Origin of the sequence: Paenibacillus tyrphae, assembly GCF_024158745.1 — a bacterium.
In the GTDB taxonomy this organism is placed as follows: domain Bacteria; phylum Bacillota; class Bacilli; order Paenibacillales; family NBRC-103111; genus Paenibacillus_G; species Paenibacillus_G tyrfis_A.
In genome coordinates, this window is the sequence record NZ_JAMZAW010000039.1 from 12595 (window position 1) to 39300 (window position 26706).

A 26706-nucleotide genomic window follows, 5' to 3' on the forward strand; every position below is an offset into this window, starting at 1 on the left:
GCTTTACTTACCGGGCAGCGTAAAAATCTCGTAGCCGTCCGGCGTAATCGCTATGGTATGCTCAAAATGCGCGCACAGTGTGCCATCCACCGTCACAACCGTCCAATTGTCTGCGAGGGTCTTCACATAACGTTCCCCCACGTTGACCATCGGCTCGATTGCAAGTACCATACCGGGCTTCAGCCGCGGACCGCGCCCTGGAATACCGTAGTTCGGAATCTGCGGCTCCTCGTGGAGCTTCGTTCCGATGCCATGTCCTACGTATTCCCGAACAACCGAAAAACCTTCATCTTCAATCACTTTTTGAATGGCGTGGGATATCGTGTACAGTCTGGCGTCCGGCTTGGCTTCAGCAAGTCCTGCATAAAGCGACCTTTCGGTTACTTCGAGCAGCTTGCGGGCCGTATCGGAAATCTCGCCAACACCGTAGGTCCATGCGGAATCCCCATGATATCCTTTGTACTCTGCACCGATGTCGATACTGATGATGTCACCGTCTTTAAGCTTTCGTTGACTGGGTATGCCGTGAACCAGTTCGTCGTTGACCGAAGCGCAAATACTGCCAGGAAAACCATTGTAGCCTTTAAAAGACGGAATTGCGCCCTGACTGCGAATAAAATCTTCTGCGATCTGGTCGAGCTGTTTCGTTGTAATATCGGGCTGAATGGCTTGCCGCAGCACCCGATGCGTTTCGGCGACAATCCGTCCCGCCTCCCGCATCAATTCCAATTCAGCAGCTGACTTACAGATGATCATTACGCAAGCCCCCGCAATTGTGAACTGATTTGTGCAGTAACCGTATTAATCTCTTGCTCACCGTTAACCTCACGCAATATTCCCTTGTTACGATAATACTCCAAAAGCGGAGCGGTTTTATTGGTATACTCGTCCAAACGAGTCCCTACTTTTTCTTCGGTGTCATCCGAACGTTGATACAACTCACCAGAACATTTGTCGCAAACATGCTCACGTGCAGGAGGGTTAAACAAGACATGATACGTAGCTCCGCAGGATTTACAGATCCGGCGACCTGTCAAACGGGCAAGCAGCAAATCCCGATCCACTTTCAGATTGATCACGTGCTCGATGGTTTTACCCAGCGATGCCGCAATCTCATCCAAAGCTTCGGCTTGGGAGATGGTTCTTGGAAAACCGTCCAGCAAAAAGCCTTTGCTGCAGTCCGGCTGCTGAAGGCGTTCGCGAACGATCCCGATCGTAATTTCATCCGGTACGAGCAAACCTTGATCCACATACTTCTTCGCTTCGAGCCCGAGCGGCGTTTCCTGCTTCATCGCCAGCCGAAAGGCGTCTCCCGTAGAAATATGCGGAATTTGAAACTCATCAACGATTCGTTCCGCCTGAGTACCTTTTCCTGCACCCGGGGGCCCCATAAAGATGACGTTCATCAGACTTCCTCCCCACTGGCATCTATCGATACTAACAGCACAATAGGTGCCGATAGCTAAAAGCTCACTATCAGTACCTATTTGCTATTTATTAATGAAGCCTTTGTAGTGGCGTTTGATCAGTTGGCTTTCGATTTGTTTCATCGTCTCAAGTCCTACACCGATAACGATCAGCAAAGACGTACCGCCAATGGTAACGGAGTTCGGCAGCCCAGCCACAGAACCGATGATCATTGGAAGGATCGAGATGGCAGACAGGAATAGCGCACCGGACAATGTGATTCGGGTCATGACTCTCGTCAAGTAAACCGAGGTCGTTTTGCCCGGACGGATGCCTGGAATATATCCGCCATTTTTCTTCATCTGATCCGCCATTTGCACAGGGTTCATCTGTACAAACGTGTAGAAATACGTAAAGCCGATGATCAACAAAACGTACAGCACCATACCGAGCGGATGCGTGTAGTTCAAGTTGGTGATAATCCATTCCGCCACAGCGTTACCTCTCCAGAAGCTTGCAATCGTCGGAGGAAACACTAACAGCGAAAGCGCGAAGATGACCGGAATGACGCCAGCCGCATTTACTTTAAGCGGAATGTGCGTCGACTGTCCTCCGAACATTTTGCGTCCTACCACCCGTTTTGCATACTGCACCGGAATTTTACGAACGCCCTGCTGGACGAAAATCACACCGGCGATCAAGGCAATGACCACGACGGCAATAATAACGACCTTCAAGATGTTAAGGAAGAGCGCGCCGCCTGCATCTGCAAATTGCGTTTGGTATATTTGTCCGATGCCAGTCGGGATTGCCGCAACAATCCCTGCGAAGATGATAATGGAAATACCATTTCCAATGCCATTTTCGGTGATTTGTTCCCCTAACCACATCAGAAAAGCAGTCCCAGCCGTAAGCACGATCGCGATCAACGCATACGTCGTAAAGTTCGGATTGATCACAAGACCGGCATATAGACGGTTAAATCCGATCGCCAGACCAAATGCTTGGATGATTCCTAGCACAATGGTCCCGTAACGGGTGATCTGGCTTAACTTCTTTCTGCCGACTTCTCCTTCTTTAGCCCATTGCGTGAATGTCGGAATGACATCCATGGAAAGAAGCTGCACGATGATGGATGCCGTGATATACGGCATAATCCCCATCGCGAAGATGGAGAATTGGAACAACGCGCCGCCGGAGAATGTATTCAGCAAGCCGAATACACCACCTGCGTTAGCTTGGTCTTGAAGCTTGAGAATGTCTGTGTTGATGTTAGGTACCGGAATAAAAGCACCAATTCTGTAGACGATCAGCACCAGAAGGGTGAACAGGATCCGTCTCCTCAGATCGTCTACTTTCATAATATTGGATATGGTACGAAACATTAAATCACCTCGGTTTTACCGCCGGCAGCCTGGATTTTCTCTACCGCAGATTGGGAGAACTTGCTAGCCTTAACGTTCAGCTGAACCGTGATTTCACCGTTACCCAAAATTTTGATGCCATCTTTAGGGTTTTTCACGATGCCGGATTCCAAAAGAACTTCAGGAGTTACTTCCGTACCTGCTGCAAACTTGTTCAAATCCTCTACGTTGATAACCGCATATTCCGTACGGAATCTGTTGTTAAATCCACGTTTTGGCAAGCGACGATAAAGCGGGTTCTGACCGCCTTCGAAGCCCGGACGGACACCGCCGCCGGAACGGGCGTTTTGACCTTTGTGACCGCGAGTAGCTGTTTTACCCATCCCACTACCGATACCACGACCTACACGCTTGCGCGTATCGCGGGAACCTGGAGCGGAAGAAAGCTCATGCAATTTCATCGTTTGCACCTCCTCTAGCTATATGTTAACACCTTAAGCTTCAATTTCTTTAACTTCGACCAAGTGGCTTACTTGGTTAACCATGCCGCGGATTGCAGCATTGTCTTGTTGAGTAACGGATTGATGCAATTTGCGAAGTCCGAGAGCCGTAACCGTACGACGCTGAGTTTCAGGACGACCGATCAGGCTGCGCTTGAGGGTAATTTGCAGTTGCTTAGCCATGGTATCCCTCCTAACCTAAGAGTTCTTCTACGGTTTTACCGCGAAGCTTAGCAACCTCTTCCGCACGCTTCAGGCGCTGTAAGCCTTCCAGAGTAGCGTTAACCATGTTGATGGAGTTCGAAGACCCGAGGGACTTCGTCAGAATGTCGCCTACGCCTGCCAGTTCAAGAACCGCACGAACCGGGCCGCCGGCGATAACTCCGGTACCTTTCGAAGCAGGCTTAAGCAATACGCGTCCTGCGCCGAAATGTCCGATCACCATGTGAGGAATAGTCGTTCCGACGATAGGAACGTGAATCAGGTTTTTCTTCGCATCTTCGATACCTTTGCGAATCGCATCAGGTACCTCGGAAGCTTTACCGATTCCCGCGCCTACCCAACCTTTGCCGTCGCCCACAACCACGAGTGCGCTAAAGCTGAAACGGCGACCGCCCTTTACGACTTTAGCTACGCGGTTAATATGAACGACTTTTTCAGTCAGTTCTAATGTATTGGGATCAATACGCAAGTCCTTTACCTCCTTATTGATGAATTGGATTAGAATTCAAGACCTGCTTCACGAGCAGCGTCAGCAAGTGCTTTAACACGTCCATGGTACAGGTAACCGCCGCGGTCGAAAACGACTTTCGCGATACCTGCTTTTTTCGCACGCTCAGCGATCAGAGCGCCGACTTTCGAAGCTGCTTCTGCGTTTCCGCCGTTTCCGAGCCCTTCTTTGAGCTCTTTGTCCTGCGTAGAAGCCGCTGCGATCGTTACGCCTTTAACGTCGTCGATCAGTTGTGCGTACATATGCTTAGAGGAACGGAAAATGTTCAGACGAGGACGTTCCGTCGTTCCTTGAATTTTCTTACGAACGCGAAGATGTCTTTTCAAACGCGCTTTGTTTTTATCGCCTTTAGTAATCATTCGAGGTTCACTCCTTTCGAGTTGGATCATCCGAAGTTCGGATTATGCGCTCAGCTTAAGCAGCCTTATTTCTTCTTACCGGCTTTACCTTCTTTGCGAAGGATACGCTCGCCTTCGTATTTGATACCTTTGCCTTTATACGGCTCAGGCTCACGAACGGAACGAACTTTTGCTGCCGTAGCTCCAACCAACTCTTTGTCGATCCCTTTGACGATGATCTTAGTGTTGGAAGGAACTTCGAACTCGATACCGTTCTCCGGCTCGATTTCAACCGGGTGGGAGTAACCTACGTTCAGAACCAGCTTGTTGCCGGATTTGTTCGCACGGTAACCTACGCCGACGAGATCAAGAGATTTAGCAAAACCATCAGTTACTCCGCTAACCATGTTTTGTACGACACTGCGGGTCGTACCATGCAGAGAGCGGTGCAATTTATTGTCGGAAGGACGTTCTACGGTCAGAACATTGTCCTCAACGCTGATCTTCATATCTCTATGCAATTCACGGCTCAAAGTGCCTTTCGGACCTTTTACCGTAATGAGTGTATTGTCAATAGTCACGTTTACTCCGCTTGGGATCGTGATCGGTTTGCGACCAATACGGGACATGTTGTGCACCTCCGTTCATTCAAAATCTAGATTACCAAACGTAGCAGATTACCTCTCCGCCAGCTTTGGATTGACGAGCTTCTTTATCCGTCATCACGCCTTTGGACGTGGACAGAATTGCGATTCCCAAACCGCCAAGTACGCGAGGCACTTCTTGGCTTTTCGCGTAAACGCGAAGGCCCGGTTTGCTGATTCTTTTCAGTCCTGTAATAACGCGCTCATTGTTAGGGCCGTATTTCAGGAACAAGCGGATGATGCCTTGCTTGCTGTCTTCGATATATTCAGCGTCACGAATGAAGCCTTCCTTCTTGAGGATCTCAGCGATTTCTCTTTTGACCTTCGAAGCCGGAATTTCGACAGTTTCATGACGAACGACGTTAGCGTTGCGGATGCGTGTAAGCATATCTGCAATTGGATCGGACATAACCATGTGTAGTGAACCTCCTTCCCGAGAGCTTAAAGTTTACCAGCTTGCTTTCTTCACGCCAGGAATCTGGCCTTTGTATGCCAATTCGCGGAAGCAAATTCTGCAAATTTTGAATTTCCGTAGTACGGAATGCGGGCGACCGCAGCGTTCGCAGCGTGTGTAAGCCTGCACCTTGAATTTCGGAGGACGCTGCTGCTTAATCTTCATCGAAGTTTTTGCCACTTCAGTTTACACCTCCAAAGTCTCCATTAGGAAACTTGCTTCGTAAGCATGTTATTTGGAAAACGGCATGCCCAATTGAGCCAACAATTCGCGGGACTCTTCGTCCGTTTTAGCCGTTGTGACGATAACGATATCCATACCGCGCACTTTATCCACTTTATCGTACTCAACCTCTGGGAAGATGAGTTGTTCTTTCAAACCGAGCGTGTAGTTACCGCGGCCGTCAAAAGCTTTGGTGGAAACGCCGCGGAAGTCGCGTACGCGAGGAAGAGCAACGTTGAACAATTTATCCAAGAAGTGATACATACGCTCGCCGCGAAGCGTAACTTTCACACCGATCGGCATATTTTCACGCAGCTTGAAGCCTGCGATCGATTTTTTCGCTCTGGTGATAACCGGCTTTTGTCCGGAGATCAACTGCAGATCGTTAACAGCGGTATCGAGTACCTTGGAGTTAGCAACTGCTTCACCAACACCCATGTTGATAACCACTTTTTCAATTTTCGGAACCTGCATCACCGTGGTGTAGTTGAATTTCTGCATCAGGGAAGGCGTAATTTCGTTCAAAAAGCGATCTTTCATTCTTGCAGCCATGAATCCGTGTACCTCCTTTCTTACTTATACGATTAGTCGATAACTTCGCCGGATTTTTTCGCAACGCGAACTTTTTTGCCGTTGTCCAGCACTTTGTAACCTACGCGAGTAGGTTGGCCGCTCTTCGGATCTACCAACATCACGTTGGATGCGTGGATCGGAGCTTCTTGCGTGATAATGCCGCCTTGCGGATTTTGTTGGGAAGGCTTCGAATGCTTCTTGATCATGTTCACGCCTTCGACCAGCACACGGTTTTCACGAGGGAATGCTGCGATAACGCGGCCTTTCTTCCCTTTGTCTTTACCGGTGATAACAAAAACCGTATCGTCTTTTTTCACGTGCAATTTATTGTTGTGAGACTCGAGTTTCTTCGGTTGTTTTGGCACTGTGTACACCTCCTACAAACTTTCCTATGAAAGCCGACTTCGTAAGCAACTGGTTTATTAGATAACTTCCGGAGCCAGAGAAACGATCTTCATGAAGTCTCTGTCGCGAAGTTCGCGAGCAACCGGTCCGAAGATACGTGTGCCGCGCGGGCTCTTATCTTCTTTTACAACTACGGCTGCGTTCTCGTCAAAGCTGATGTAGGATCCGTCCTTACGGCGAGCACCGCGTCTCGTACGCACGACTACTGCTTTAACAACGTCGCCCTTTTTGACAACGCCACCTGGTGTTGCTTCTTTCACGGAGCAGACGATCAGATCACCGATGTTAGCCGTACGACGACCCGTACCACCCAACACGCGGATACACATCAGTTGCTTCGCACCAGAGTTGTCAGCTACGTTCAAACGAGTAAAAGGTTGAATCATTGTGTATTCCCTCCTTCCGGAATTGATGCCCGATGCTTATATTAAACGATAACCGCTTTTTCTACGACTTCGACCAGTCTCCAACGCTTGTCTTTGGAAAGCGGACGAGTTTCCATGATTTTAACAACATCGCCGATTTTCGCTTCGTTGTTTTCGTCATGAGCTTTGAATTTCTTCGTATATTTAATGCGTTTGTGGTACAAGTCGTGTTTTTTGTAAGTTTCTACAGCCACAACGATGGTTTTGTCCATTTTGTCGCTTACGACTTTACCCAGCTGCGTTTTACGCTCGTTGCGTTCAGCCATTCTGAGATCCTCCTCTCTCATTCATTAACTAGTGATTCCCAATTCTCTTTCACGCAAAACAGTCTTTGCCCGGGCAATCTCTTTGCGGACTTTTTGAATTTGTACGGGATTATCCAGTTGACCTGTAGCCAGTTGAAAACGGAGGTTAAAGAGCTGCTCTTTAAATCCGGAAATCTTTTGTTCGATCTCAGCAGTGGTTAAGTTGCGAAATTCACTAGCTTTCATTTACTTCACCACCTACTTCTTCTCTTTTCACAAACTTCGTTTTGATCGGCAGCTTGTGAGAGGCGAGACGCATAGCTTCACGGGCGATTTCTTCGCTTACGCCGGCCAGTTCGAACATAACTTTACCTGGCTTAACGACAGCAACCCATTTTTCTACGTTACCTTTACCGCTACCCATCCGAACTTCAAGCGGCTTTTGGGTGATCGGTTTGGAAGGGAAAATTTTGATCCAAACTTTACCGCCCCGCTTGATGTAACGAGTCATCGCAATACGGGCAGCTTCGATTTGACGGTTGGTTACCCAAGCCGGCTCCATCGCTTGCAAGCCGTATTCACCGAAATGAACTTCCGTACCGCCTTTAGCGCGACCGCGCATGTTGCCGCGGTGCTCTTTGCGGTGTTTCACACGTTTAGGAACTAACATGATTAGTTGCCTCCTTCCGCAGCAGCCTTTTTCTTAGCCGTTGGAAGAACTTCGCCACGATAGATCCATACTTTTACGCCGATTCGACCGTAAGTGGTATGAGCTTCAGCTGTACCATAGTCGATGTCCGCACGCAATGTATGAAGAGGAACCGTACCCTCGCTGTAACCTTCCGTTCTGGCGATTTCCGCTCCGCCCAGACGACCGCTAACCGATGTCTTAATCCCTTTTGCACCGGCTCTCATCGTTCTTTGAATCGCTTGTTTCAATGCACGACGGAACGATACGCGACGCTCCAATTGTTGTGCAATGCTTTCTGCAACCAAGATTGCGTCCAGCTCTGGATGTTTCACTTCAGAGATGTTGATGTGTACTTTTTTGCCGTTCGTCAGCTTAGTCAGGTAACCGCGGATAACTTCAACCTCGGAACCGCCTTTACCAATAACCATGCCTGGCTTCGCCGTATGAATCGTCACGTTCACGCGATTAGCGGCACGTTCGATTTCAATGCGGGAAACGGCGGAATCTTTCAACTTTTGTTTCAAATATTCACGGATTTTTACGTCTTCCATCAGCAAGTCGCCGAAATCTTTACCGGCGTACCATTTGGATTCCCAATCACGGATAATACCGATGCGAAGTCCTACCGGGTTTACTTTTTGACCCACACGTTGTCCCTCCTTATTTCTCAGATACCACTAATGTAATGTGGCTGGTACGTTTATTGATGCGGCTCGCACGACCCATCGCACGAGGACGGAATCTTTTCAAAGTCGGGCCTTGGTCCACAAATACTTGCGAAACCACCAGACTGTTAGGATCCATGGAGTAGTTATGCTCCGCGTTGGCAATAGCCGAGTTGAGCAATTTCTCAACGATCGGGGAAGCTGCTTTCGGCGTGTGACGCAGGATTGCGATCGCTTCACCCACTTGCTTGCCGCGAATCAAGTCAACAACGAGTTGCGCTTTGCGCGGAGCAATTCGAACGTATCTTACAATAGCTTTAGCTTGTTGCATGGATGTACCTCCTCTCATTCACAAACTGATCTGTAGGTTCCGAGCCTAGCGTTTACCCGTCTTCTTATCGTCGTCGTGTCCTTTGTAAGTACGGGTTGGTGCAAACTCACCGAGTTTATGTCCGACCATATCTTCCGTTACGTATACCGGAACATGCTTTCTGCCGTCATACACACCGAACGTGTGACCGATGAATTGCGGGAAAATCGTGGAGCGGCGAGACCAAGTTTTGATCACTTGTTTCTTTGCGCCCTCAACGTTCATACCTTCGACTTTCTTCAAAAGGTAGCCATCTACGAAAGGCCCTTTTTTCAAACTGCGACCCATGCTTCGTTCCTCCCTTCTTTAACCGAACCGTAATTACTTCGTGCGGCGACGTACAATATATTGATTGGAAGCCTTGTTTTTCTTCCGTGTTTTGTATCCGAGCGTCGGTTTGCCCCAAGGAGACATCGGGGATTTGCGTCCGATCGGGGAGCGACCTTCACCACCACCGTGCGGGTGATCGTTCGGGTTCATAACGGAACCGCGAACTTCCGGTCTTTGACCCAACCAACGGGAACGGCCGGCTTTACCGATCTTCACGAGTTCGTAATCTTCGTTACCCACGGAACCGATTGTCGCGCGGCAAACTTTGAGGATTTTTCTCATTTCGCCGGAAGACAAGCGAACCGTTACATATTGCTCTTCTTTACCGAGCAATTGAGCTTCCGTACCAGCTGCGCGAACCAATTGTCCGCCTTTGCCAGGCTTCAGCTCGATGTTGTGGATAACCGTACCTACCGGAATGTTTTCCAAAGGAAGCGCGTTACCGATTTTGATGTCGGCATCCGGACCGGATACGATTTGATCGCCCACTTTCAAGCCTTTCGGAGCGATGATGTAGCGTTTCTCGCCATCCACGTAGTGGATCAGTGCGATGTTAGCGGAACGGTTCGGATCGTATTCGATTGTAGCAACGCGACCAGGTATTCCATCTTTGTTCCGTTTGAAATCGATGATGCGGTATTTACGTTTGTGTCCGCCGCCTTGGTGACGAACCGTAATTTTACCTTGGTTGTTCCGACCCGCTTTTTTGCTCAGAGGAGCCAAAAGCGATTTCTCCGGTGTGGATGTTGTGATTTCTTCAAAAGTAGAAACCGACATCGCACGTCTTGCAGGAGAGGTTGGTTTATATTTTTTAATTGGCACGTGGATTCCCTCCTTACTTCAAAAAATTAAACTTGCGAGTTTTCAAAGAACTCCAGTTCTTTGCTGTCTGCGCTTAAAGTGACGATCGCTTTTTTCCATTCGGACGTATATCCGGAATAACGGCCATAACGCTTCGGCTTCGCCGGCATTCTGAGCGTATTCACGTTCGTTACTTTTACTTTGAAGATTTGCTCGATCGCTTGTTTGACTTCCGTTTTATTGGAACGGATGTCCACTTCGAACACATATTTCTTTTCCGCCATCATTTCGCTGGAACGTTCGGTAATGACCGGGCGCTTAATAATATCGCGAGGGTTCTTCATTACGCAAACACCTCCTCTACCTTTTGCACCGCATCCTTCGTAATGATCAGCTTGTCGTAAACCATAACATCAAGCACGTTGATTCCTTCAGCAGCAACAAACTTCACGCCAGGAATGTTACGTGCGGACAATGCTACGTTTTCGTCGTAAGCAGCCGTCACAACCAAAGCTTTACGATCCACTTTGAGGTTATTCAAAATCGCTGCAAATTCTTTCGTTTTCGGTTGAGCCAATTGCAATTGGTCAAGCACGATAATTTCGCTCGCCTTCACCTTGGAAGACAACGCGGATTTGATCGCCAGACGACGAACTTTTTTAGGCAGTTTGTAGGCATAGCTGCGAGGAGTCGGACCAAAAACGGTACCGCCGCCTTTCCACTGCGGAGAGCGGATACTACCTTGACGAGCACGGCCTGTGCCTTTTTGTTTCCACGGTTTACGGCCACCGCCGCGAACTTCGGAACGACCTTTCGTTTTATGCGTACCTGCACGAAGGGACGCACGCTGCATCAATACCGCTTCATTCAATACATGAACGTGCGGCTCGATTCCGAACACGCTATCCGCGAGTTCCACTTCGCCTACTTGGGCACCACTAACGTTAAACACTGCTACTTTTGGCATTTGTTATCCTCCTTTCCGTCTTTCTTACTTCTTCACCGAAGACTTTATCGTAACGAAGCTGTTTTTAGGACCCGGAATGGAGCCTTTGATCAGAAGAACGTTGCGTTCAACGTCTACTTTCACAACTTCGAGCTTTTGAATCGTAACGGTTTCCGTACCCATGTGACCCGGCAATTTCTTGCCTTTAGGAACACGGTTAGCCTGGATGGAACCCATCGAACCCGGACCGCGGTGGTAGCGGGAACCGTGAGCCATCGGACCAGTGGATTGGTTATGTCTTTTAATAACGCCTTGGAATCCTTTACCCTTGGACGTTCCTGTTACATCAACGAATTCACCTTCGGAGAATACGTCGGCTTTGATTTCTTGGCCAACTTCATACTCGGAAATCTGAACGCCGCGAAGCTCCTTAACGTAGCGCTTAGGCGTTGCGCCTGCTTTTTTCGCATGGCCCAACTCAGGTTTATTCGCGTTCTTTTCTTTCTTATCGGCAAAACCGATTTGGATGGCTTCGTAACCGTCGTTCTCCGAATCCTTCTTCTGCAACACTGTGCAAGGACCCGCTTGAATTACAGTTACCGGTACAACCAATCCTTCCGGCGTAAATACTTGAGTCATCCCAAGTTTTTTACCTAAGATACCTTTTGTCATCGTTGACACCTCTTTTCCTCTCTTGCTTGTCGCTTATTTATCCACAAACGTATATTACAGTTTGATTTCGATATCCACACCGGACGGCAGATCCAGACGCATCAGCGCATCAACGGTTTGCGGCGTCGGATTAACGATATCGATCAAACGCTTATGTGTGCGCATTTCGAATTGCTCACGCGAGTCCTTGTACTTGTGAACCGCACGCAGAATCGTGATGATTTGCTTCTCAGTCGGAAGCGGAATCGGACCAGACACTCCTGCACCGGAACGTTTGGCTGTTTCCACGATCTTCTCTGCGGATTGATCCAGCACTCTGTGATCATAAGCCTTCAAACGAATACGAATCTTTTGCTTTGCCATAGTATTCCCTCCTTCTATCGCCCAATTTAGTATCGGACATACTCCGTGAAAATCTCCTGACGCCGTCCCTATGGCAAAGGGGCCGGGTGTGTCAGCAACCTCTCACATCATCGCAACGTCACAGACCAACGTTCACTATTATATTAAATACAAAACCAAAAAGCAAGAAAAAATTCGACATTTGCCTAAAAAAAATTAAAAGCCCTCCATCTCTATGAGATGAAGGGCAAAGTCCGGAGACTAGGATTACTTCGAGATAGAAGCAACGGCACCGGCACCAACGGTACGGCCGCCTTCGCGGATAGCGAAGCGAGTACCTTCTTCGATAGCGATTGGAGCGATCAGCTCAACCGTTACCGTGATGTTGTCGCCAGGCATAACCATCTCTGTGCCTTCCGGCAGGTTGATGATACCCGTAACGTCTGTTGTACGGAAGTAGAATTGCGGACGGTAGCCAGTGAAGAACGGCTTATGACGTCCACCCTCTTCTTTAGTCAAAACGTAGATTTGAGCGGAGAAGTTCGTGTGCGGTTTAACCGAACCCGGTTTAGCCAAAACTTGTCCACGCTCGATGTCTTTACGGTCTACACCGCGAAGCAGTGCGCCGATGTTGTCGCCCGCTTGAGCGGAATCCAGAAGCTTACGGAACATTTCTACGCCCGTAACAACGGATTTGCGAGTTTCTTCAGCCAGACCGATGATTTCGATCTCGTCGCCGACTTTAACTACACCGCGCTCTACACGACCTGTAGCAACGGTACCACGACCAGTGATCGTGAACACGTCCTCTACCGGCATCAAGAAAGGCTTGTCAGTGTCGCGCTCAGGCGTCGGGATGTAGGTATCGATGTGCTCGAACAGCTCAACGATTTTGTCAGCCCAAGGACCGTCTGGGTTTTGCAGTGCTTCACGAGCTGCGCCGCGAACGATCGGAGTGTCGTCGCCCGGGAACTCGTACTCGTTGAGCAGGTCGCGAACTTCCATTTCAACCAGTTCAAGAAGCTCTTCGTCTTCAACCATGTCGCATTTGTTCAGGAATACGACAATGTAAGGTACGCCTACTTGGCGGGAGAGCAGGATGTGCTCGCGAGTTTGCGGCATTGGGCCGTCAGCTGCGGATACAACCAGGATCGCGCCGTCCATTTGAGCTGCGCCAGTGATCATGTTTTTAACGTAGTCGGCGTGGCCTGGGCAGTCAACGTGTGCGTAGTGACGGTTAGGAGTTTCATATTCAACGTGCGCAGTGGAGATCGTGATACCGCGCTCGCGCTCTTCCGGAGCTTTGTCGATTTGGTCGAATGCTACAGCAGCACCGCCGTATTTTTTGGACAATACAGTCGTGATTGCAGCAGTCAAAGTTGTTTTACCATGGTCAACGTGACCGATGGTACCAATGTTAACGTGCGGTTTATTACGCTCAAATTTCGCTTTTGCCATGAGTAGATTGCCTCCTTAAATAACTAATTATATTAGGCGCCTTTGTTCTTTGCGACGATTTCGTCAGCAATGGACTTAGGCACTTCTTCATAATGGGAAATTTCCATCGAGTATACGCCGCGACCTTGCGTACGCGAACGCAGCGTCGTGGAGTAACCGAACATTTCGGAGAGAGGCACTTTCGCACGAATGACTTGAGCCCCGTGACGAGTATCCATACCCTCGATCCGTCCGCGGCGGGAGTTCAGGTCGCCCATAACGTCGCCCATGTACTCTTCCGGTACGGTAACTTCCACTTTCATGATCGGCTCGAGCAGAACCGGGCGGCATTTTTCCGCAGCGGCTTTGAGGGCCATGGAACCTGCGATTTTAAACGCCATCTCGGAGGAGTCGACATCATGGTAAGATCCGTCGACAACGGTAGCTTTGATGTCTACAAGCGGGAAGCCTGCATACACGCCGTTTTTCATCGACTCTTCGATACCTGCTTGGATCGGAGCGATGTACTCTCTCGGAATCGAACCACCGACAATTTTGCTCTCGAATTGGAAGCCAGTTCCCGCTTCAAGAGGCTCGAACTCCACCCAACAATGTCCGTATTGACCACGGCCACCGGATTGGCGAACGAACTTACCTTCGACTTTAGCCGCTTGACGGAACGTTTCGCGGTAGGCAACCTGCGGTTTACCCACGTTGGTTTCTACCTTGAACTCGCGAAGCATACGGTCAACGAGAATCTCGAGGTGAAGCTCACCCATACCTGCGATAATCGTTTGGCCTGTTTCTTCGTCCGTATGAGCGCGGAAGGTCGGGTCTTCTTCGGACAGTTTCGCCAAAGCAATACCCATTTTGTCTTGGTCGGCTTTTGTTTTCGGCTCAACCGCGAGTTGGATAACCGGCTCAGGGAAGTTCATCGACTCCAGGATAACCGGGTTCTTCTCGTCGCAAAGCGTGTCGCCGGTTGTTGTATCTTTCAAGCCTACGGCAGCAGCAATATCACCAGCATATACGATGCTAATTTCTTGACGGCTGTTCGCATGCATTTGGAGAATACGACCGATACGTTCACGCTTGCCTTTCGTTGCATTGACCACGTAGGAACCGGAGTTGAGGATACCGGAGTATACGCGGAAGAATGTCAACTTACCAACAAACGGGTCTGTCATGATTTTGAACGCCAGCGCCGCGAAAGGCTCTTCGTCAGCGGATTTGCGCACAACCTCCGTCCCGTCTTCCAGCGTACCTTTGATATCCGGTACGTCGAGCGGGGATGGAAGGTAAGCAACAACGGCATCCAACATAGGCTGTACGCCTTTATTTCTGTACGAAGATCCACAGATAACCGGGAAGATTTTCACTTCGCATACCCCTTTACGAAGGGCAGCCTTGATTTCATCAACGGTAAGCTCTTCGCCTTCGAGGTATTTCATCATGAGTTCTTCGTCCAGTTCGGCTACTTTCTCTACGAGCTCAAGGCGAAGCTCTTCCACTTTGTCCTTGAATTCAGCCGGGATTTCGCTTTGCTCAACGTCTTTGCCAAGGTCGTCTTTGTAGATATAGGCGACTTGTTCAACCAGATCGATAATGCCTCTGAAATCACTTTCGGCACCGATCGGCAGTTGGATGGCAACAGCATTCGCACCCAATTTCTCGCGCATTTGCTGTACGGCACCCAAGAAGTCTGCACCGATGATATCCATCTTATTGACGTAAGCAATCCGAGGAACGCCGTAACGGTCCGCTTGACGCCAAACGGTTTCCGACTGCGGCTCAACGCCTTCCTTGGCACTGAATACGCCTACTGCTCCGTCCAATACGCGCAGGGAACGTTCAACTTCAACAGTGAAGTCAACGTGACCCGGGGTGTCGATAATATTGATGCGGTGACCTTTCCATTGAGCGGTCGTAGCGGCGGACGTAATCGTGATTCCGCGCTCCTGTTCCTGCTCCATCCAGTCCATCGTTGCGCCACCTTCGTGAACTTCACCGATTTTGTGCACGCGGCCTGTGTAGAACAGAATACGCTCGGTCGTGGTCGTCTTACCGGCATCGATATGCGCCATGATCCCGATGTTACGCGTATCTTTTAAGGAGAACTCTCTTGCCATCAGGTTGTCTCCTTCCTATTGATAGGAATAAAATTTTACCAACGATAGTGCGCGAACGCTCTGTTGGCTTCAGCCATTTTGTGCGTGTCTTCACGTTTTTTAACGGAAGCGCCTGTGTTGTTGCTTGCATCGATGATCTCTTGCGCCAATCTTTCTTCCATCGTCTTCTCTCCGCGCAGGCGGGAGTAGTTGACGAGCCAGCGAAGTCCGAGCGTCGTGCGGCGTTCAGGTCTAACCTCAATCGGCACTTGGTAGTTAGCTCCCCCCACACGGCGGGCTTTAACTTCGAGAACAGGCATGATGTTTTTGATGGCTTGTTCGAAAACTTCCATCGGCTCTTTGCCTGTACGCTCTTGGATCAGATTGAAAGCATTGTAAAGCAGCTGTTGAGCTACTCCTCTTTTACCATCAATCATGATGCGGTTGATCAAACGGGTAACAAGCTTGCTGTTATACACCGGATCTGGCAATACGTCTCTGCGAGTAACTGGACCTTTACGAGGCATAGTTATCCCCCTTTCTCAATAAATTGATTGGATTACTACTCATTATTTCTTCACTTTCGGGCGTTTCGCGCCGTACTTGGAACGAGCTTGTTTACGGTTGTTCACGCCTGCAGTATCAAGCGCACCGCGAACGATATGGTAACGTACCCCCGGAAGGTCTTTTACCCGGCCTCCGCGGATCAGCACCACGCTGTGCTCTTGCAGGTTGTGTCCGATACCCGGGATGTAAGCCGTAACCTCGACACGGTTGGTCAAACGAACACGCGCATATTTACGAAGTGCGGAGTTCGGTTTCTTCGGCGTCATCGTACCTACACGAGTGCACACACCGCGTTTTTGAGGGGAGCTCAGATCCGTTGCTTCTCTTTTCAGGGCGTTGAAGCCTCTTTGAAGAGCAGGGGATTTGGATTTTACAACTTTAGCTTGACGTCCTTTACGAACGAGCTGGTTAATTGTTGGCATATTGGCCACCTCCTTCATTGTAATGATGTTGCATTTTTCAAGCCCACAGATCCAGGCGAGTCGTAAATGAACAAAGGAAAAGTTTTTGCCTTCGATCCATTACTGTTTCTCAGACAAAAACGTCTATTCATTCACCACCGCAGCCACAGCTGCGCCTACATCGATTCCACACGCTTTACCTAACATTTTCATGGAGTCCACGTATGTCACTTTAACCCCGCATTTCTTGCAAAGGTTAACTATTTTTATCGTAATTCGCGGATCTGCATCTTTCGCAATGAACACTTCCGTGGCCTGGCCTTGCTCCACTGTCTTCATCGCTTGCTTCGTGCCGATAGTCAGTTTCGCTGCCTGCTTCACTCTATCATAAGACATGTGACAACCCCTCCAAGGGACAGGTGACGAGCCTCTAAAATGGCACACTTTGATATATTAGCATTTCAGTTATACCCTGTCAAGAATAAAGACTTGCCTTTAAACAAGATTTTTCAATCCAAATTTTAAAGGCAAGTCTATGAGATGCTTTATTCTACCGTTACAGCTTCCGCCTCGGTCATTTCTTCATCCAACGGAACGGCGTTCGGGTCGGTGATACGGATGTTGCGGTATCTCGACATCCCCGTACCGGCTGGAATCAGCTTCCCGATGATGACATTCTCTTTCAGGCCGAGCAGTTGGTCGACCTTGCCTTTGATCGCCGCATCGGTAAGAACCCGGGTGGTTTCCTGGAACGATGCCGCAGACAGGAACGAATCGGTCTCCAACGACGCTTTGGTGATCCCGAGGAGCACCGGCTTCGCAACTGCAGGCTCTTCGCCCGCGAAGAGAGCCACTTTGTTCGCTTCCTCGTATTCGTGGATATCCACGAACGAGCCAGGAAGCAGCGTTGTATTGCCCGCATCGACGATACGGATTTTACGCAGCATCTGGCGGATCATAACCTCTACGTGCTTGTCGTTGATTTCTACCCCTTGGTTCCGGTATACGCGCTGAACCTCTTGCAAAATATAGTTCTGCACGCCGCGGATCCCTTTGATGCGCAGCATTTCTTTCGGGTCGATCGAACCCTCGGTCAGCTCGTCGCCAGCCTCTACGGTCTGGTTGACGGAGACCCGGATACGGGAACCGTAAGAGATGGAGTACACTTTGGATTCCGCTTCGCCTTGAACCTCGATCTCCCGGCGGTCTTTCGCTTCGCGAATTTCTTTTACCACGCCGTCGATCTCCGAAATCGTCGCTTGCCCTTTCGGATTCCGCGCTTCGAAAAGCTCCTGAATCCGCGGCAAACCTTGGGTAATATCGTCGCCCGCAACGCCCCCGGTATGGAACGTACGCATCGTCAGCTGCGTTCCCGGTTCCCCGATGGATTGCGCCGCGATAATACCTACAGCTTCACCGATCTCGACGTGTTGGCCTGTCGCCAAGTTACGTCCGTAACATTTTTTACATACGCCGTGTCTGGAGCGGCAGCTAAGTACGGAACGAATCTGTACTTTTTCAATGCCGGCATCAATAATCCGGTCAGCTTTTCCTGCTTCGATTAGATCGTTGCGGGAAACAATGACTTCACCGGTCTTCGGATCGCGGATCGTTTCGAAGGAATAACGGCCTTCGATCCGGTCGTACAGATCCTCAATAACCTCTTTACCGTCCTGAATGCGGCTGACCAGGAAGCCTTTGTCCGTACCGCAATCCTCGTCGCGTACGATGACGTCCTGCGCTACGTCGACAAGACGACGGGTCAAGTAACCGGAGTCGGCGGTACGAAGCGCCGTATCGGCCAAACCTTTCCGCGCGCCGTGCGTGGAGATGAAGTACTCCAAGACCGTCAGGCCTTCGCGGAAGTTCGATTTGATCGGCAATTCGTAGATCCGGCCTGTCGGCGTCGCCATCAGACCGCGCATCCCGCCAAGCTGGGTGATCTGCGATTTGTTACCGCGCGCCTTGGATTCGACCATCATGTTGATGGAGTTGTATTTATCAAGCGACTTCATCAAAATGTCGGTAATTTCATCCTTCGCCTTACTCCAGATCGCAATGACGCGTTCATACCGCTCGTCGTCCGTAATCAGACCGCGGCGGTATTGGTTCGTCACGACCTTGACTTTCTCGTCGGACTCTTGAAGAATTTGATCCTTCTCCTGCGGAACGGTAACGTCCGCCACCGCGATCGTGATCCCTGCTCGCGTGGAGTAAGTAAAGCCAAGCTGCTTAATGTTATCCAGCGTAACCGACGTTTGCGTCGTATGGTAACGGCGGAAGCATTCGGCGATGATTGTACCCAGGTAGTCTTTACCTACGGCCTTCGTCTCCGGCAGCTCTTCCATCGCTTTGCGGATGTCTCCGCCTTTTTCGAATACGAAATAGTTATCTGACGCACCGTTCAACAAGTTCGCTTTGGTCGCTTCGTTGATGTACGGGAAGTCAACGGGATAAATTTCATTAAAGATGATTTTTCCGATCGTTGTAATAAGCATCGCTTCTTGCTGTTCCGGCGTAAAGCTCGTTTTCCCGAGCGCTTTGGTCGGAATGGCTACGCGGGCATGAAGCGAAGCGTCTCCACGATGATACAGGGACACGGCTTCGGCAACGGTACGAAGAATCGTCATCGAGCCTTTCGCTTGCTTGTTCTCGGTCGTCAAGTAGAAGCTTCCGAGAACCATATCCTGCGAAGGCGTAACGACAGGCTTGCCGTCTTTCGGGTTCAAAATGTTCCCCGAAGCCAGCATCAAGACGCGAGCTTCCGCTTGCGCTTCTGCGGACAGCGGCACGTGGACGGCCATCTGGTCACCGTCGAAGTCGGCGTTATAAGCCGTACATACGAGCGGATGCAGCTTGATCGCGCGCCCTTCGACCAGGATCGGCTCGAACGCCTGAATCCCGAGACGGTGAAGCGTGGGGGCGCGGTTAAGCAGGACCGGATGCTCTTTGATGACTTCTTCGAGCACGTCCCATACTTCCGGGCTGACGCGTTCCACTTTGCGCTTCGCGCTCTTGATGTTGTGAGCAAGACCTTTGTTGACAAGCTCCTTCATGACGAAAGGCTTAAACAGCTCAAGCGCCATTTCTTTCGGGAGCCCGCATTGGTACATCTTAAGGCTCGGTCCTACGACGATAACGGAACGACCGGAATAGTCAACCCGTTTACCGAGCAGGTTTTGACGGAAACGGCCTTGTTTCCCTTTAAGCATATGGCTGAGCGATTTGAGCGGACGGTTGCCCGGGCCCGTTACCGGACGGCCGCGGCGGCCATTGTCGATCAAGGCGTCAACGGCTTCCTGCAGCATCCGTTTCTCGTTCTGCACGATAATGTCGGGAGCGCCCAAGTCGAGCAGTCTTTTCAGACGGTTGTTCCGGTTAATTACCCGGCGGTACAGGTCGTTCAAGTCGGAGGTCGCGAAACGCCCGCCGTCCAGTTGCACCATCGGACGAAGCTCCGGAGGAATGACCGGCAGCACGTCCAGCACCATCCACTCCGGCATATTTTTCGAGTTACGGAAAGCTTCCATGACCTCCAACCGCTTGATTGCGCGGTTGCGGCGTTGACCCTGGGCGGTTTTCAGCTCTTCCTTCAGCGTATCGACTTCTTTCTCGATGTCGATGTCCTGAAGAAGCTTCTTCACCGCTTCGGCGCCCATGCCGGCTTGGAACGCATAGCCGTACTTTTCGCGATAGCTGCGGTATTCTTTCTCGGAGAGCAGCTGTTTTTTCTCCAGCGGCGTATCTCCCGGATCCGTTACAACATAGGATGCGAAGTAGATGATCTCCTCCAGCGAACGGGGGGACATGTCAAGCGCAAGCCCCATGCGGCTCGGAATGCCTTTGAAGTACCAAATATGCGAAACCGGCGCTGCCAGTTCGATATGGCCCATACGTTCGCGGCGCACTTTTTGACGAGTAACCTCTACGCCGCATCGGTCACAGACGACGCCTTTGTAACGGACGCGTTTATATTTACCGCAATGACATTCCCAATCTTTGGTCGGCCCGAAGATTTTCTCGCAGAACAAGCCTTCCTTTTCCGGTTTCAACGTTCGGTAGTTGATCGTTTCTGGCTTCTTTACTTCGCCTCTGGACCATGAACGTATCTTGTCGGGGGAAGCCAATCCGATTTTCATGTACTCAAAATTATTGACGTCGATCAAGGAGCAACCCTCCTCCATGTTTTGTGCAGCAAAATCTGTGTGCGGGCATATGCCCATGACTTACGTCCGTAAAGCATTCCATCACAGCCTTACTCTACACCAAGCTCCGCGCCTTCGAGATTCAGGTTCAGCTTGTCGCTGGTCACCTCATCCTCGTCGTCCATTTCCTTCATTTCGATCTCTTCTTCGTTCTCGGACAAGATTTTGACATCCATACCCAAGCTTTGAAGCTCTTTGATCAATACTTTGAAGGATTCCGGAACGCCCGGCTCCGGAACGTTCTCGCCCTTGACGATCGATTCGTACGTCTTCACGCGGCCGACGACATCGTCGGACTTGACCGTCAAGATTTCCTGCAGCGTATAAGCTGCGCCGTACGCCTCAAGCGCCCAAACCTCCATCTCCCCGAAGCGCTGGCCGCCGAACTGCGCTTTACCGCCGAGCGGCTGCTGCGTAACGAGAGAGTATGGCCCAGTGGAACGGGCGTGGATTTTATCGTCGACCATGTGCGCCAGCTTGATCATGTACATGACGCCAACGGTAACTTCGCGTTCAAATGCTTCTCCGGTCCGGCCGTCATACAGCATCGTTTTACCGTTGCGCTGCATTCCGGCTTCTTCCATCGTATCGAAAACGTCATACTCGCGGGCGCCGTCGAATACCGGCGTAGCCGTGTGAATACCGAGATATTTCGCGGCCATCCCCAAGTGAACTTCCAGCACCTGTCCGATGTTCATCCGGGAAGGAACCCCCAACGGGTTCAATACGACTTCAACCGGCGTCCCGTCCGGCAGGAACGGCATGTCCTCTTCCGGCAGAATGCGCGCGATAACCCCTTTGTTTCCGTGGCGTCCCGCCATTTTGTCGCCTTCGGAAATTTTCCGTTTTTGGGCGATATAGGCGCGTACCAATTGGTTGACGCCTGGAGGAAGCTCGTCGCCATTCTCGCGGGTGAACACCTTCACGTCAACCACGATTCCGTCCGTACCGTGAGGCACGCGAAGCGAAGTGTCGCGGACTTCGCGGGCTTTTTCACCGAAGATTGCGTGTAGAAGACGCTCTTCCGCCGTAAGCTCGGTTACCCCTTTAGGCGTTACTTTACCGACCAGGATGTCACCGGCGGCAATCTCGGCGCCGACGCGGATAATGCCGCGTTCGTCCAAGTTTTTCAGCGCATCCTCGCCTACGTTCGGGATATCGCGGGTGATTTCTTCCGGTCCGAGCTTGGTGTCGCGCGCTTCGGATTCGTATTCTTCAATGTGAATGGAAGTATAAACGTCTTCCTTCACTAATTTTTCGCTAAGCAGAATCGCATCCTCGTAGTTGTAGCCTTCCCAAGTCATGAAAGCAACGACGACGTTGCGGCCGAGCGCCAGCTCGCCCTGTTCGGTCGAAGGACCGTCGGCCAAAATGTCGCCGACGCGCACCTGTTCGCCCTTGTGGCAAATCGGACGCTGGTTGATGCAAGTTCCCTGGTTGGAACGCAAAAACTTGTGCAGCTTATGCTTGATAATGTCTCCATTGACCAAGCGGCCGTCCACCATCTCTTGACGGCGCACCCAGATCTCGTTAGCCGAAACCCGTTCGACGACGCCGTTCACTTTGGAAACGATACATACGCCGGAATCTTTGGCCGATTTGTGCTCCATCCCCGTACCGACAAGCGGCGACTTCGGAATAAGAAGCGGCACCGCCTGACGCTGCATGTTCGAACCCATCAGGGCGCGGTTGGAGTCGTCATTTTCAAGGAACGGAATCAAAGCAGTCGCCACGGACACAACCTGTTTCGGAGAGACATCCATGTAGTCGACTCGCTCTTTCGGAAGCGTCAAAATGTCGTCTTTGTAACGCACGATAACGGAGTCGTTCGCAAACTTGCCTTCCTCGGTCAGTTCAGCGTTCGCCTGAGCGACCACGTAATTATCCTCTTCATCGGCCGTCAGGTAGGAGATTTCATCCGTCACAACGTCCGTGTGCGGGTCGACGCGACGATAAGGCGCTTCGATAAAGCCAAATTCATTCACACGCGCAAAGGTCGAAAGGGAGTTGATCAACCCGATGTTCGGTCCCTCCGGCGTCTCGATCGGACACATCCGTCCATAGTGAGAGTGGTGAACGTCCCGGACTTCAAAGCCTGCGCGCTCCCGCGTCAAACCACCGGGTCCCAATGCGGACAAACGACGTTTGTGCGTAAGCTCGGCAAGCGGGTTCGTTTGGTCCATGAACTGCGAAAGCTGGGAGCTTCCGAAAAACTCTTTGATGGACGCAATAACCGGACGAATATTGATAAGTTGCTGCGGAGTGATGGTGTTCACATCTTGAATCGACATCCGCTCGCGCACAACGCGTTCCATCCGGGACAACCCGATCCGGAACTGGTTCTGCAGAAGCTCGCCGACGGAGCGCAGACGACGGTTCCCCAAGTGGTCAATGTCGTCCGTGCTGCCGATACCGTGCAGCAGGTTAATGAAATAGTTGATGGATGAGATAATATCGGCCGGGGTAATGTTTTTGACCGTTTTATCGATCTTGCCGTTGGCAATAACCTTGACGACCTTCCCATCCTCAAGCGGAGAATATACGCTGACGCACTGCAGCGGAATTTTATCCGACTCGGTTACACCATTAACTACATTGTATTCCGTGAAGCCGACGCTTTCTTCCAGATAAGGAATGATCGTGTCGAGCAGACGGCGGTCGAGTAATTGGCCGGCCTCGGCAACGATTTCTCCGGTATTCGTATCGACAAGCGTCTCTGCCAGCCGCTGATTGAACAGACGGTTTTTGATGTGCAGCTTCTTGTTGATTTTGTACCGGCCGACGTTGGCCAAATCATACCGCTTCGGATCGAAAAAGCGCGCGACAAGCAAGCTTCTCGCATTATCCAGCGTAGGCGGCTCGCCCGGACGCAGACGCTCGTAGATCTCGATCAAGGCCTTGTCCGTCGAATCGGTGTTATCCTTGTCCAGCGTGTTGCGGATATACTCGTTGTCGCCGAGCAATTCTATGATTTCCGCATCGGTACCGAAACCAAGAGCGCGGAGCAGCACCGTGACCGGAATTTTCCGCGTACGGTCAATCCGCACGTAGATAATGTCCTTGGCGTCCGTCTCCAGCTCCAGCCAGGCTCCACGGTTCGGAATCACGGTTGCGGTATATGTTTTCTTACCGTTCTTATCGACTTTCGTGCTAAAATAAACGCTAGGGGAACGAACCAGCTGGCTGACGATAACCCGTTCAGCGCCGTTGATAATAAAGGTACCCGTCTCGGTCATCAAAGGGAAGTCGCCCATAAACACTTCCTGCTCTTTAACCTCGCCGGTTTCTTTATTGATCAAGCGTACTTTCACACGAAGCGGTGCAGCAAAGGTGACGTCGCGTTCCTTGGATTCGTCGACCGAATACTTAGGCTCTCCCAAGCTGTAGTCGATAAATTCCAACACCAAATTCCCCGTAAAGTCTTGGATCGGGGAAATATCTTGAAACATTTCACGCAATCCCTCATCCAAAAACCATTGATATGATTTTTGTTGGATTTCAATCAGGTTCGGAACCTCCAAAACCTCATGAATCCGAGCGTATGACCTGCGTTTACGTCTACCTAATTGAACAAGATGTCCCGCCAACTTAGATTCACCCCTCATGTCTACTCAATAGAACAAAATAAAAGCCTCTTTGGGAAGCCTTCTCGAGTAAATAACTGCGCGAAGTGTCACTTCTTCAGGAAGCTTCTAAATGACTAAATACAAATAGTAATATGGGTGTCCGCCCAATCGACTTGCCATAAATTTCCTTATACCTTGTATAGTTTACCTAAAATTTTAACATTATACGTCAAATGGAAAAATTTTATTCATACCTGTATAAAAAAATCTTGACATTTTAGTCGACTAAAGAGATTTCACCCTATCTTAATGCTGACATTTTATAAAAATATCACAAAGCAGAAGTCAAGTCAACATATTTCCTGCTACGGAATATATCGGTCAGCTTAAACTCAGACACTTTTGTTCCATTCCTTCTAAACTACATATCACATTGAAAGGAATGGGACAAAAAACTCGCCGCCAACCGATATATTCCTCCGCCTAACGAAGGACTTACTTCACGGCCTTGATAATCCAATAGCCCTTGTCGCGCTCGACTTCTTCCACTTGGGAGTATAGGGACTCTAGCTTGGCGTAAGCGGAAGGAGCCCCCTGCTTTTTCTGGATGACTACCCATAGCGCCCCGCCGGGAGCCAATACATGATGAGCTTGCTCAAACACGCGGTGTACCGTCTCTTTGCCGGCGCGAATGGGCGGATTGGTTAGCACCGTATCAAAAGTCTGGTCCATCACCTCTGCCAGCAAATCGCTTTGCAAAATCCGGACGTTTGCGATCCGGTTGCGCTCAGCGTTTCGTTGCGCAAGTTCAATGGCACGCTCGTTAATGTCTACCATCGTAACGCTTCCCTGCTCCGCTACCACTGCGGCCGCCAATCCAATCGGGCCGTACCCGCAGCCTACATCCAGCACTCTGGCTTGCTTCGCCAGCTCCATAGTCTGCACAAGCAGCTTCGATCCGTAATCGACCCCCTTTTTGGAGAAGACCCCGGCATCCGTCCAAAAAACAAAGCTGCGACCGCGCAGCGTTTCCTCGATCGTATGCAAGTCGTGCTCTACGCTGGGTCTCGGGGTATAGTAATGCTCAGACACGTATCCACCGCCTCCTGGTTCGAATTAAAAAGGAAAACCCCTTGAAGAGGATCGCCTCTGCAAGGGGTGCTGTAGCTCGAATTACTTCACTTCTACGGAAGCGCCTGCCTCTTCCAATTTTGCTTTAACGGATTCAGCATCTTCTTTGGATACTTTCTCTTTAAGCGGCTTCGGTGCGTTGTCTACGAGATCTTTTGCTTCTTTCAGGCCGAGACCCGTGATTTCGCGAACAACTTTGATAACGTTGATTTTGGATGCGCCAGCGTTGGTCAGAATTACGTCGAATTCTGTTTGCTCTGCAGCTTCTGCCGCAGCGCCGCCTGCTACAACAGCTACCGGAGCTGCTGCGGTTACGCCGAACTCTTCTTCGATTGCTTTAACCAGATCGTTCAGTTCCAAAACAGTCATGCCTTTAATGGCTTCCAAGATTTGCTCTTTGCTCATGGTTAAACCTCCATTATCTTCAATTAAGAATGTTTTGTAATCATTTCAAACGGCACAATTACGCTTGCGCGCCGCCTTCTTGCTTCTCGGACACAGCTTTAACCGCAAGGGCGAAGTTGCGAACCGGAGCTTGAAGCACGCTGAGCAACATGGACAGAAGACCTTCTCTGGAAGGCAGTTCCGCCAGCGCTTTGATTTGGTTGAAATCAACCACTTTACCTTCAACGACACCCGCTTTTACGCTGAGCTGGTCGTTTTTCTTGGCGAACTCGGTCAAGATTTTAGCCGGAGTTATAATGTCGTCTTTGCTGAATGCAATCGCGGTAGGACCGGTCAAGTACTCATCCAGATCAGACAATTCCGCAGTAGCTGTCGCGCGACGAATCAGCGTGTTTTTCAACACTTGGAATTCTACGCCCGCTTCACGCAGTTGTTTGCGAAGCTCGGTTACTTGCTTCACGTTCAAACCGCGGTAGTCAGCTACGATGGAGCAAGAGTTCTCTTTCAGCTTTTCAGATACTACCGTAACTTGCTGAGCTTTTTGCTCGATAATTTTTACGTTTGCCATTTTGCACCTCCTACAAGTTTTCGTAAGAAAACTATTTCGTAAGCATCAGCTCTCGTGAGAAAACTGCTTCTTATGCGTCCGAAAACTTACTTCGTAAACACGTTCTCGAGGTCGTTCCCTTTCCTCGCCGTCACTCTCCGCCGACATTCCCGCTAAAAGCGAAAATGCCTTCGCAGACACGGCGAAGGCATGAC

Annotated in this window: 34 protein-coding genes and 1 other annotated feature (1 of these 35 only partly in view); all 34 genes read right to left on the reverse strand. The window is 50.3% G+C overall.

Translation table 11 applies throughout. The features are described 5' to 3' along the window. Positions 1 to 3 precede the first annotated feature (3 nt). The 34 genes from map to rplJ all read right to left on the reverse strand — a co-directional run bounded on the left by map (position 4) and on the right by rplJ (position 26512). Positions 4 to 756: a type I methionyl aminopeptidase gene (gene map / locus NI000_RS34545; protein WP_010498845.1), complete on the reverse strand. Its 753-nt coding sequence runs from the start codon at positions 754 to 756 to the stop codon at positions 4 to 6. Then, positions 756 to 1406: an adenylate kinase gene (locus NI000_RS34550; RefSeq protein ID WP_010498847.1), complete on the reverse strand. Its 651-nt coding sequence runs from the start codon at positions 1404 to 1406 to the stop codon at positions 756 to 758. The genes map and NI000_RS34550 overlap by 1 nt, the downstream gene beginning before the upstream one ends. 84 nt (positions 1407 to 1490) lie before the next feature. Then, positions 1491 to 2792: a preprotein translocase subunit SecY gene (gene secY, locus NI000_RS34555; RefSeq protein WP_054976004.1), complete on the reverse strand. Its 1302-nt coding sequence runs from the start codon at positions 2790 to 2792 to the stop codon at positions 1491 to 1493. Beyond that, a complete protein-coding gene (gene rplO, locus NI000_RS34560) occupies positions 2792 to 3232 on the reverse strand; it encodes a 50S ribosomal protein L15 (protein ID WP_010498851.1) in 441 nt (146 codons plus the stop codon). Before rplO ends, secY begins: the two co-directional genes overlap by 1 nt. A 33-nt stretch (positions 3233 to 3265) precedes the next feature. After that, complete coding sequence (rpmD, locus tag NI000_RS34565) at positions 3266 to 3454, reverse strand: 50S ribosomal protein L30 (RefSeq protein ID WP_010498853.1); 189 nt, start codon at positions 3452 to 3454, stop codon at positions 3266 to 3268. A 10-nt stretch (positions 3455 to 3464) separates the two neighbouring features. Next, on the reverse strand, positions 3465 to 3962 hold the full coding sequence (gene rpsE / locus NI000_RS34570; RefSeq protein WP_010498854.1) for a 30S ribosomal protein S5: 498 nt from the start codon (positions 3960 to 3962) through the stop codon (positions 3465 to 3467). Between the two features lie 29 nt (positions 3963 to 3991). Next, positions 3992 to 4360: a 50S ribosomal protein L18 gene (rplR, locus tag NI000_RS34575; RefSeq protein WP_253415853.1), complete on the reverse strand. Its 369-nt coding sequence runs from the start codon at positions 4358 to 4360 to the stop codon at positions 3992 to 3994. A 65-nt stretch (positions 4361 to 4425) separates the two neighbouring features. Next, positions 4426 to 4968 carry a 50S ribosomal protein L6 gene (gene rplF, locus NI000_RS34580; RefSeq protein ID WP_010498859.1) on the reverse strand — a complete coding sequence of 181 codons (543 nt, stop codon included), beginning with the start codon at positions 4966 to 4968 and terminating at the stop codon, positions 4426 to 4428. Between the two features lie 31 nt (positions 4969 to 4999). Beyond that, complete coding sequence (gene rpsH, locus NI000_RS34585) at positions 5000 to 5398, reverse strand: 30S ribosomal protein S8 (protein ID WP_010498862.1); 399 nt, start codon at positions 5396 to 5398, stop codon at positions 5000 to 5002. Between the two features lie 33 nt (positions 5399 to 5431). Continuing rightward, a complete protein-coding gene (locus NI000_RS34590; protein ID WP_010498863.1) occupies positions 5432 to 5617 on the reverse strand; it encodes a type Z 30S ribosomal protein S14 in 186 nt (61 codons plus the stop codon). A gap of 51 nt (positions 5618 to 5668) precedes the next feature. Continuing rightward, positions 5669 to 6211 (reverse strand): 50S ribosomal protein L5, encoded by a 543-nt coding sequence (gene rplE, locus NI000_RS34595; RefSeq protein ID WP_253415854.1) that lies wholly within the window; start codon positions 6209 to 6211, stop codon positions 5669 to 5671. 32 nt (positions 6212 to 6243) lie between these two features. Next, the gene (gene rplX / locus NI000_RS34600; protein ID WP_081481723.1) at positions 6244 to 6597 is read right to left on the reverse strand and encodes a 50S ribosomal protein L24; all 354 of its coding nucleotides are present in this window, start codon (positions 6595 to 6597) and stop codon (positions 6244 to 6246) included. A gap of 57 nt (positions 6598 to 6654) precedes the next feature. Continuing rightward, complete coding sequence (rplN, locus tag NI000_RS34605; RefSeq protein ID WP_253415855.1) at positions 6655 to 7023, reverse strand: 50S ribosomal protein L14; 369 nt, start codon at positions 7021 to 7023, stop codon at positions 6655 to 6657. A 41-nt stretch (positions 7024 to 7064) separates the two neighbouring features. Further along, on the reverse strand, positions 7065 to 7328 hold the full coding sequence (gene rpsQ, locus NI000_RS34610) for a 30S ribosomal protein S17 (RefSeq protein ID WP_013921152.1): 264 nt from the start codon (positions 7326 to 7328) through the stop codon (positions 7065 to 7067). Between the two features lie 24 nt (positions 7329 to 7352). Next, positions 7353 to 7553 (reverse strand): 50S ribosomal protein L29, encoded by a 201-nt coding sequence (gene rpmC, locus NI000_RS34615; protein WP_010498869.1) that lies wholly within the window; start codon positions 7551 to 7553, stop codon positions 7353 to 7355. Then, entirely contained in the window at positions 7543 to 7977 is a 435-nt protein-coding gene (gene rplP / locus NI000_RS34620) for a 50S ribosomal protein L16 (protein ID WP_010498870.1), read from the reverse strand. Before rplP ends, rpmC begins: the two co-directional genes overlap by 11 nt. Positions 7978 to 7979: 2 nt before the next feature. Next, a complete protein-coding gene (gene rpsC, locus NI000_RS34625) occupies positions 7980 to 8645 on the reverse strand; it encodes a 30S ribosomal protein S3 (protein ID WP_253415856.1) in 666 nt (221 codons plus the stop codon). A gap of 13 nt (positions 8646 to 8658) precedes the next feature. Then, entirely contained in the window at positions 8659 to 8994 is a 336-nt protein-coding gene (gene rplV / locus NI000_RS34630; protein WP_010498872.1) for a 50S ribosomal protein L22, read from the reverse strand. Positions 8995 to 9039: 45 nt separating this feature from the next. Beyond that, on the reverse strand, positions 9040 to 9321 hold the full coding sequence (gene rpsS / locus NI000_RS34635; RefSeq protein ID WP_054975998.1) for a 30S ribosomal protein S19: 282 nt from the start codon (positions 9319 to 9321) through the stop codon (positions 9040 to 9042). Between the two features lie 33 nt (positions 9322 to 9354). Next, complete coding sequence (gene rplB / locus NI000_RS34640) at positions 9355 to 10185, reverse strand: 50S ribosomal protein L2 (protein WP_054975997.1); 831 nt, start codon at positions 10183 to 10185, stop codon at positions 9355 to 9357. Positions 10186 to 10211: 26 nt separating this feature from the next. Continuing rightward, a complete protein-coding gene (gene rplW / locus NI000_RS34645; protein ID WP_010498877.1) occupies positions 10212 to 10508 on the reverse strand; it encodes a 50S ribosomal protein L23 in 297 nt (98 codons plus the stop codon). Next, entirely contained in the window at positions 10508 to 11131 is a 624-nt protein-coding gene (gene rplD, locus NI000_RS34650; protein WP_036691415.1) for a 50S ribosomal protein L4, read from the reverse strand. The genes rplW and rplD overlap by 1 nt, the downstream gene beginning before the upstream one ends. 24 nt (positions 11132 to 11155) lie before the next feature. Then, on the reverse strand, positions 11156 to 11782 hold the full coding sequence (gene rplC / locus NI000_RS34655) for a 50S ribosomal protein L3 (RefSeq protein ID WP_127487853.1): 627 nt from the start codon (positions 11780 to 11782) through the stop codon (positions 11156 to 11158). 54 nt (positions 11783 to 11836) lie between these two features. Next, the gene (gene rpsJ / locus NI000_RS34660; protein ID WP_006212922.1) at positions 11837 to 12145 is read right to left on the reverse strand and encodes a 30S ribosomal protein S10; all 309 of its coding nucleotides are present in this window, start codon (positions 12143 to 12145) and stop codon (positions 11837 to 11839) included. Positions 12146 to 12391: 246 nt separating this feature from the next. Beyond that, on the reverse strand, positions 12392 to 13582 hold the full coding sequence (gene tuf / locus NI000_RS34665) for an elongation factor Tu (protein ID WP_253415857.1): 1191 nt from the start codon (positions 13580 to 13582) through the stop codon (positions 12392 to 12394). A gap of 32 nt (positions 13583 to 13614) precedes the next feature. Next, positions 13615 to 15690, reverse strand: coding sequence for an elongation factor G (gene fusA, locus NI000_RS34670; RefSeq protein ID WP_253415858.1), 2076 nt, complete (start codon positions 15688 to 15690; stop codon positions 13615 to 13617). A 35-nt stretch (positions 15691 to 15725) separates the two neighbouring features. After that, positions 15726 to 16196 (reverse strand): 30S ribosomal protein S7, encoded by a 471-nt coding sequence (gene rpsG / locus NI000_RS34675; protein ID WP_010498883.1) that lies wholly within the window; start codon positions 16194 to 16196, stop codon positions 15726 to 15728. A 42-nt stretch (positions 16197 to 16238) separates the two neighbouring features. After that, a complete protein-coding gene (rpsL, locus tag NI000_RS34680) occupies positions 16239 to 16658 on the reverse strand; it encodes a 30S ribosomal protein S12 (RefSeq protein WP_010498884.1) in 420 nt (139 codons plus the stop codon). A gap of 123 nt (positions 16659 to 16781) precedes the next feature. Further along, positions 16782 to 17033, reverse strand: a complete 252-nt coding sequence (locus NI000_RS34685) for a ribosomal L7Ae/L30e/S12e/Gadd45 family protein (RefSeq protein ID WP_010498885.1) — start codon at positions 17031 to 17033, stop codon at positions 16782 to 16784. A 149-nt stretch (positions 17034 to 17182) separates the two neighbouring features. Next, on the reverse strand, positions 17183 to 20803 hold the full coding sequence (rpoC, locus tag NI000_RS34690; RefSeq protein WP_253415859.1) for a DNA-directed RNA polymerase subunit beta': 3621 nt from the start codon (positions 20801 to 20803) through the stop codon (positions 17183 to 17185). A gap of 89 nt (positions 20804 to 20892) precedes the next feature. Then, positions 20893 to 24447, reverse strand: a complete 3555-nt coding sequence (rpoB, locus tag NI000_RS34695; RefSeq protein WP_253415860.1) for a DNA-directed RNA polymerase subunit beta — start codon at positions 24445 to 24447, stop codon at positions 20893 to 20895. A gap of 456 nt (positions 24448 to 24903) precedes the next feature. After that, the gene (locus NI000_RS34700; RefSeq protein ID WP_253415861.1) at positions 24904 to 25500 is read right to left on the reverse strand and encodes a class I SAM-dependent methyltransferase; all 597 of its coding nucleotides are present in this window, start codon (positions 25498 to 25500) and stop codon (positions 24904 to 24906) included. A gap of 81 nt (positions 25501 to 25581) precedes the next feature. After that, the gene (gene rplL / locus NI000_RS34705; RefSeq protein ID WP_063187728.1) at positions 25582 to 25944 is read right to left on the reverse strand and encodes a 50S ribosomal protein L7/L12; all 363 of its coding nucleotides are present in this window, start codon (positions 25942 to 25944) and stop codon (positions 25582 to 25584) included. A 58-nt stretch (positions 25945 to 26002) separates the two neighbouring features. Further along, a complete protein-coding gene (rplJ, locus tag NI000_RS34710) occupies positions 26003 to 26512 on the reverse strand; it encodes a 50S ribosomal protein L10 (RefSeq protein WP_251605470.1) in 510 nt (169 codons plus the stop codon). A 151-nt stretch (positions 26513 to 26663) separates the two neighbouring features. After that, positions 26664 to 26706 (reverse strand) — a sequence feature (ribosomal protein L10 leader region); it runs 105 nt beyond the window's last position.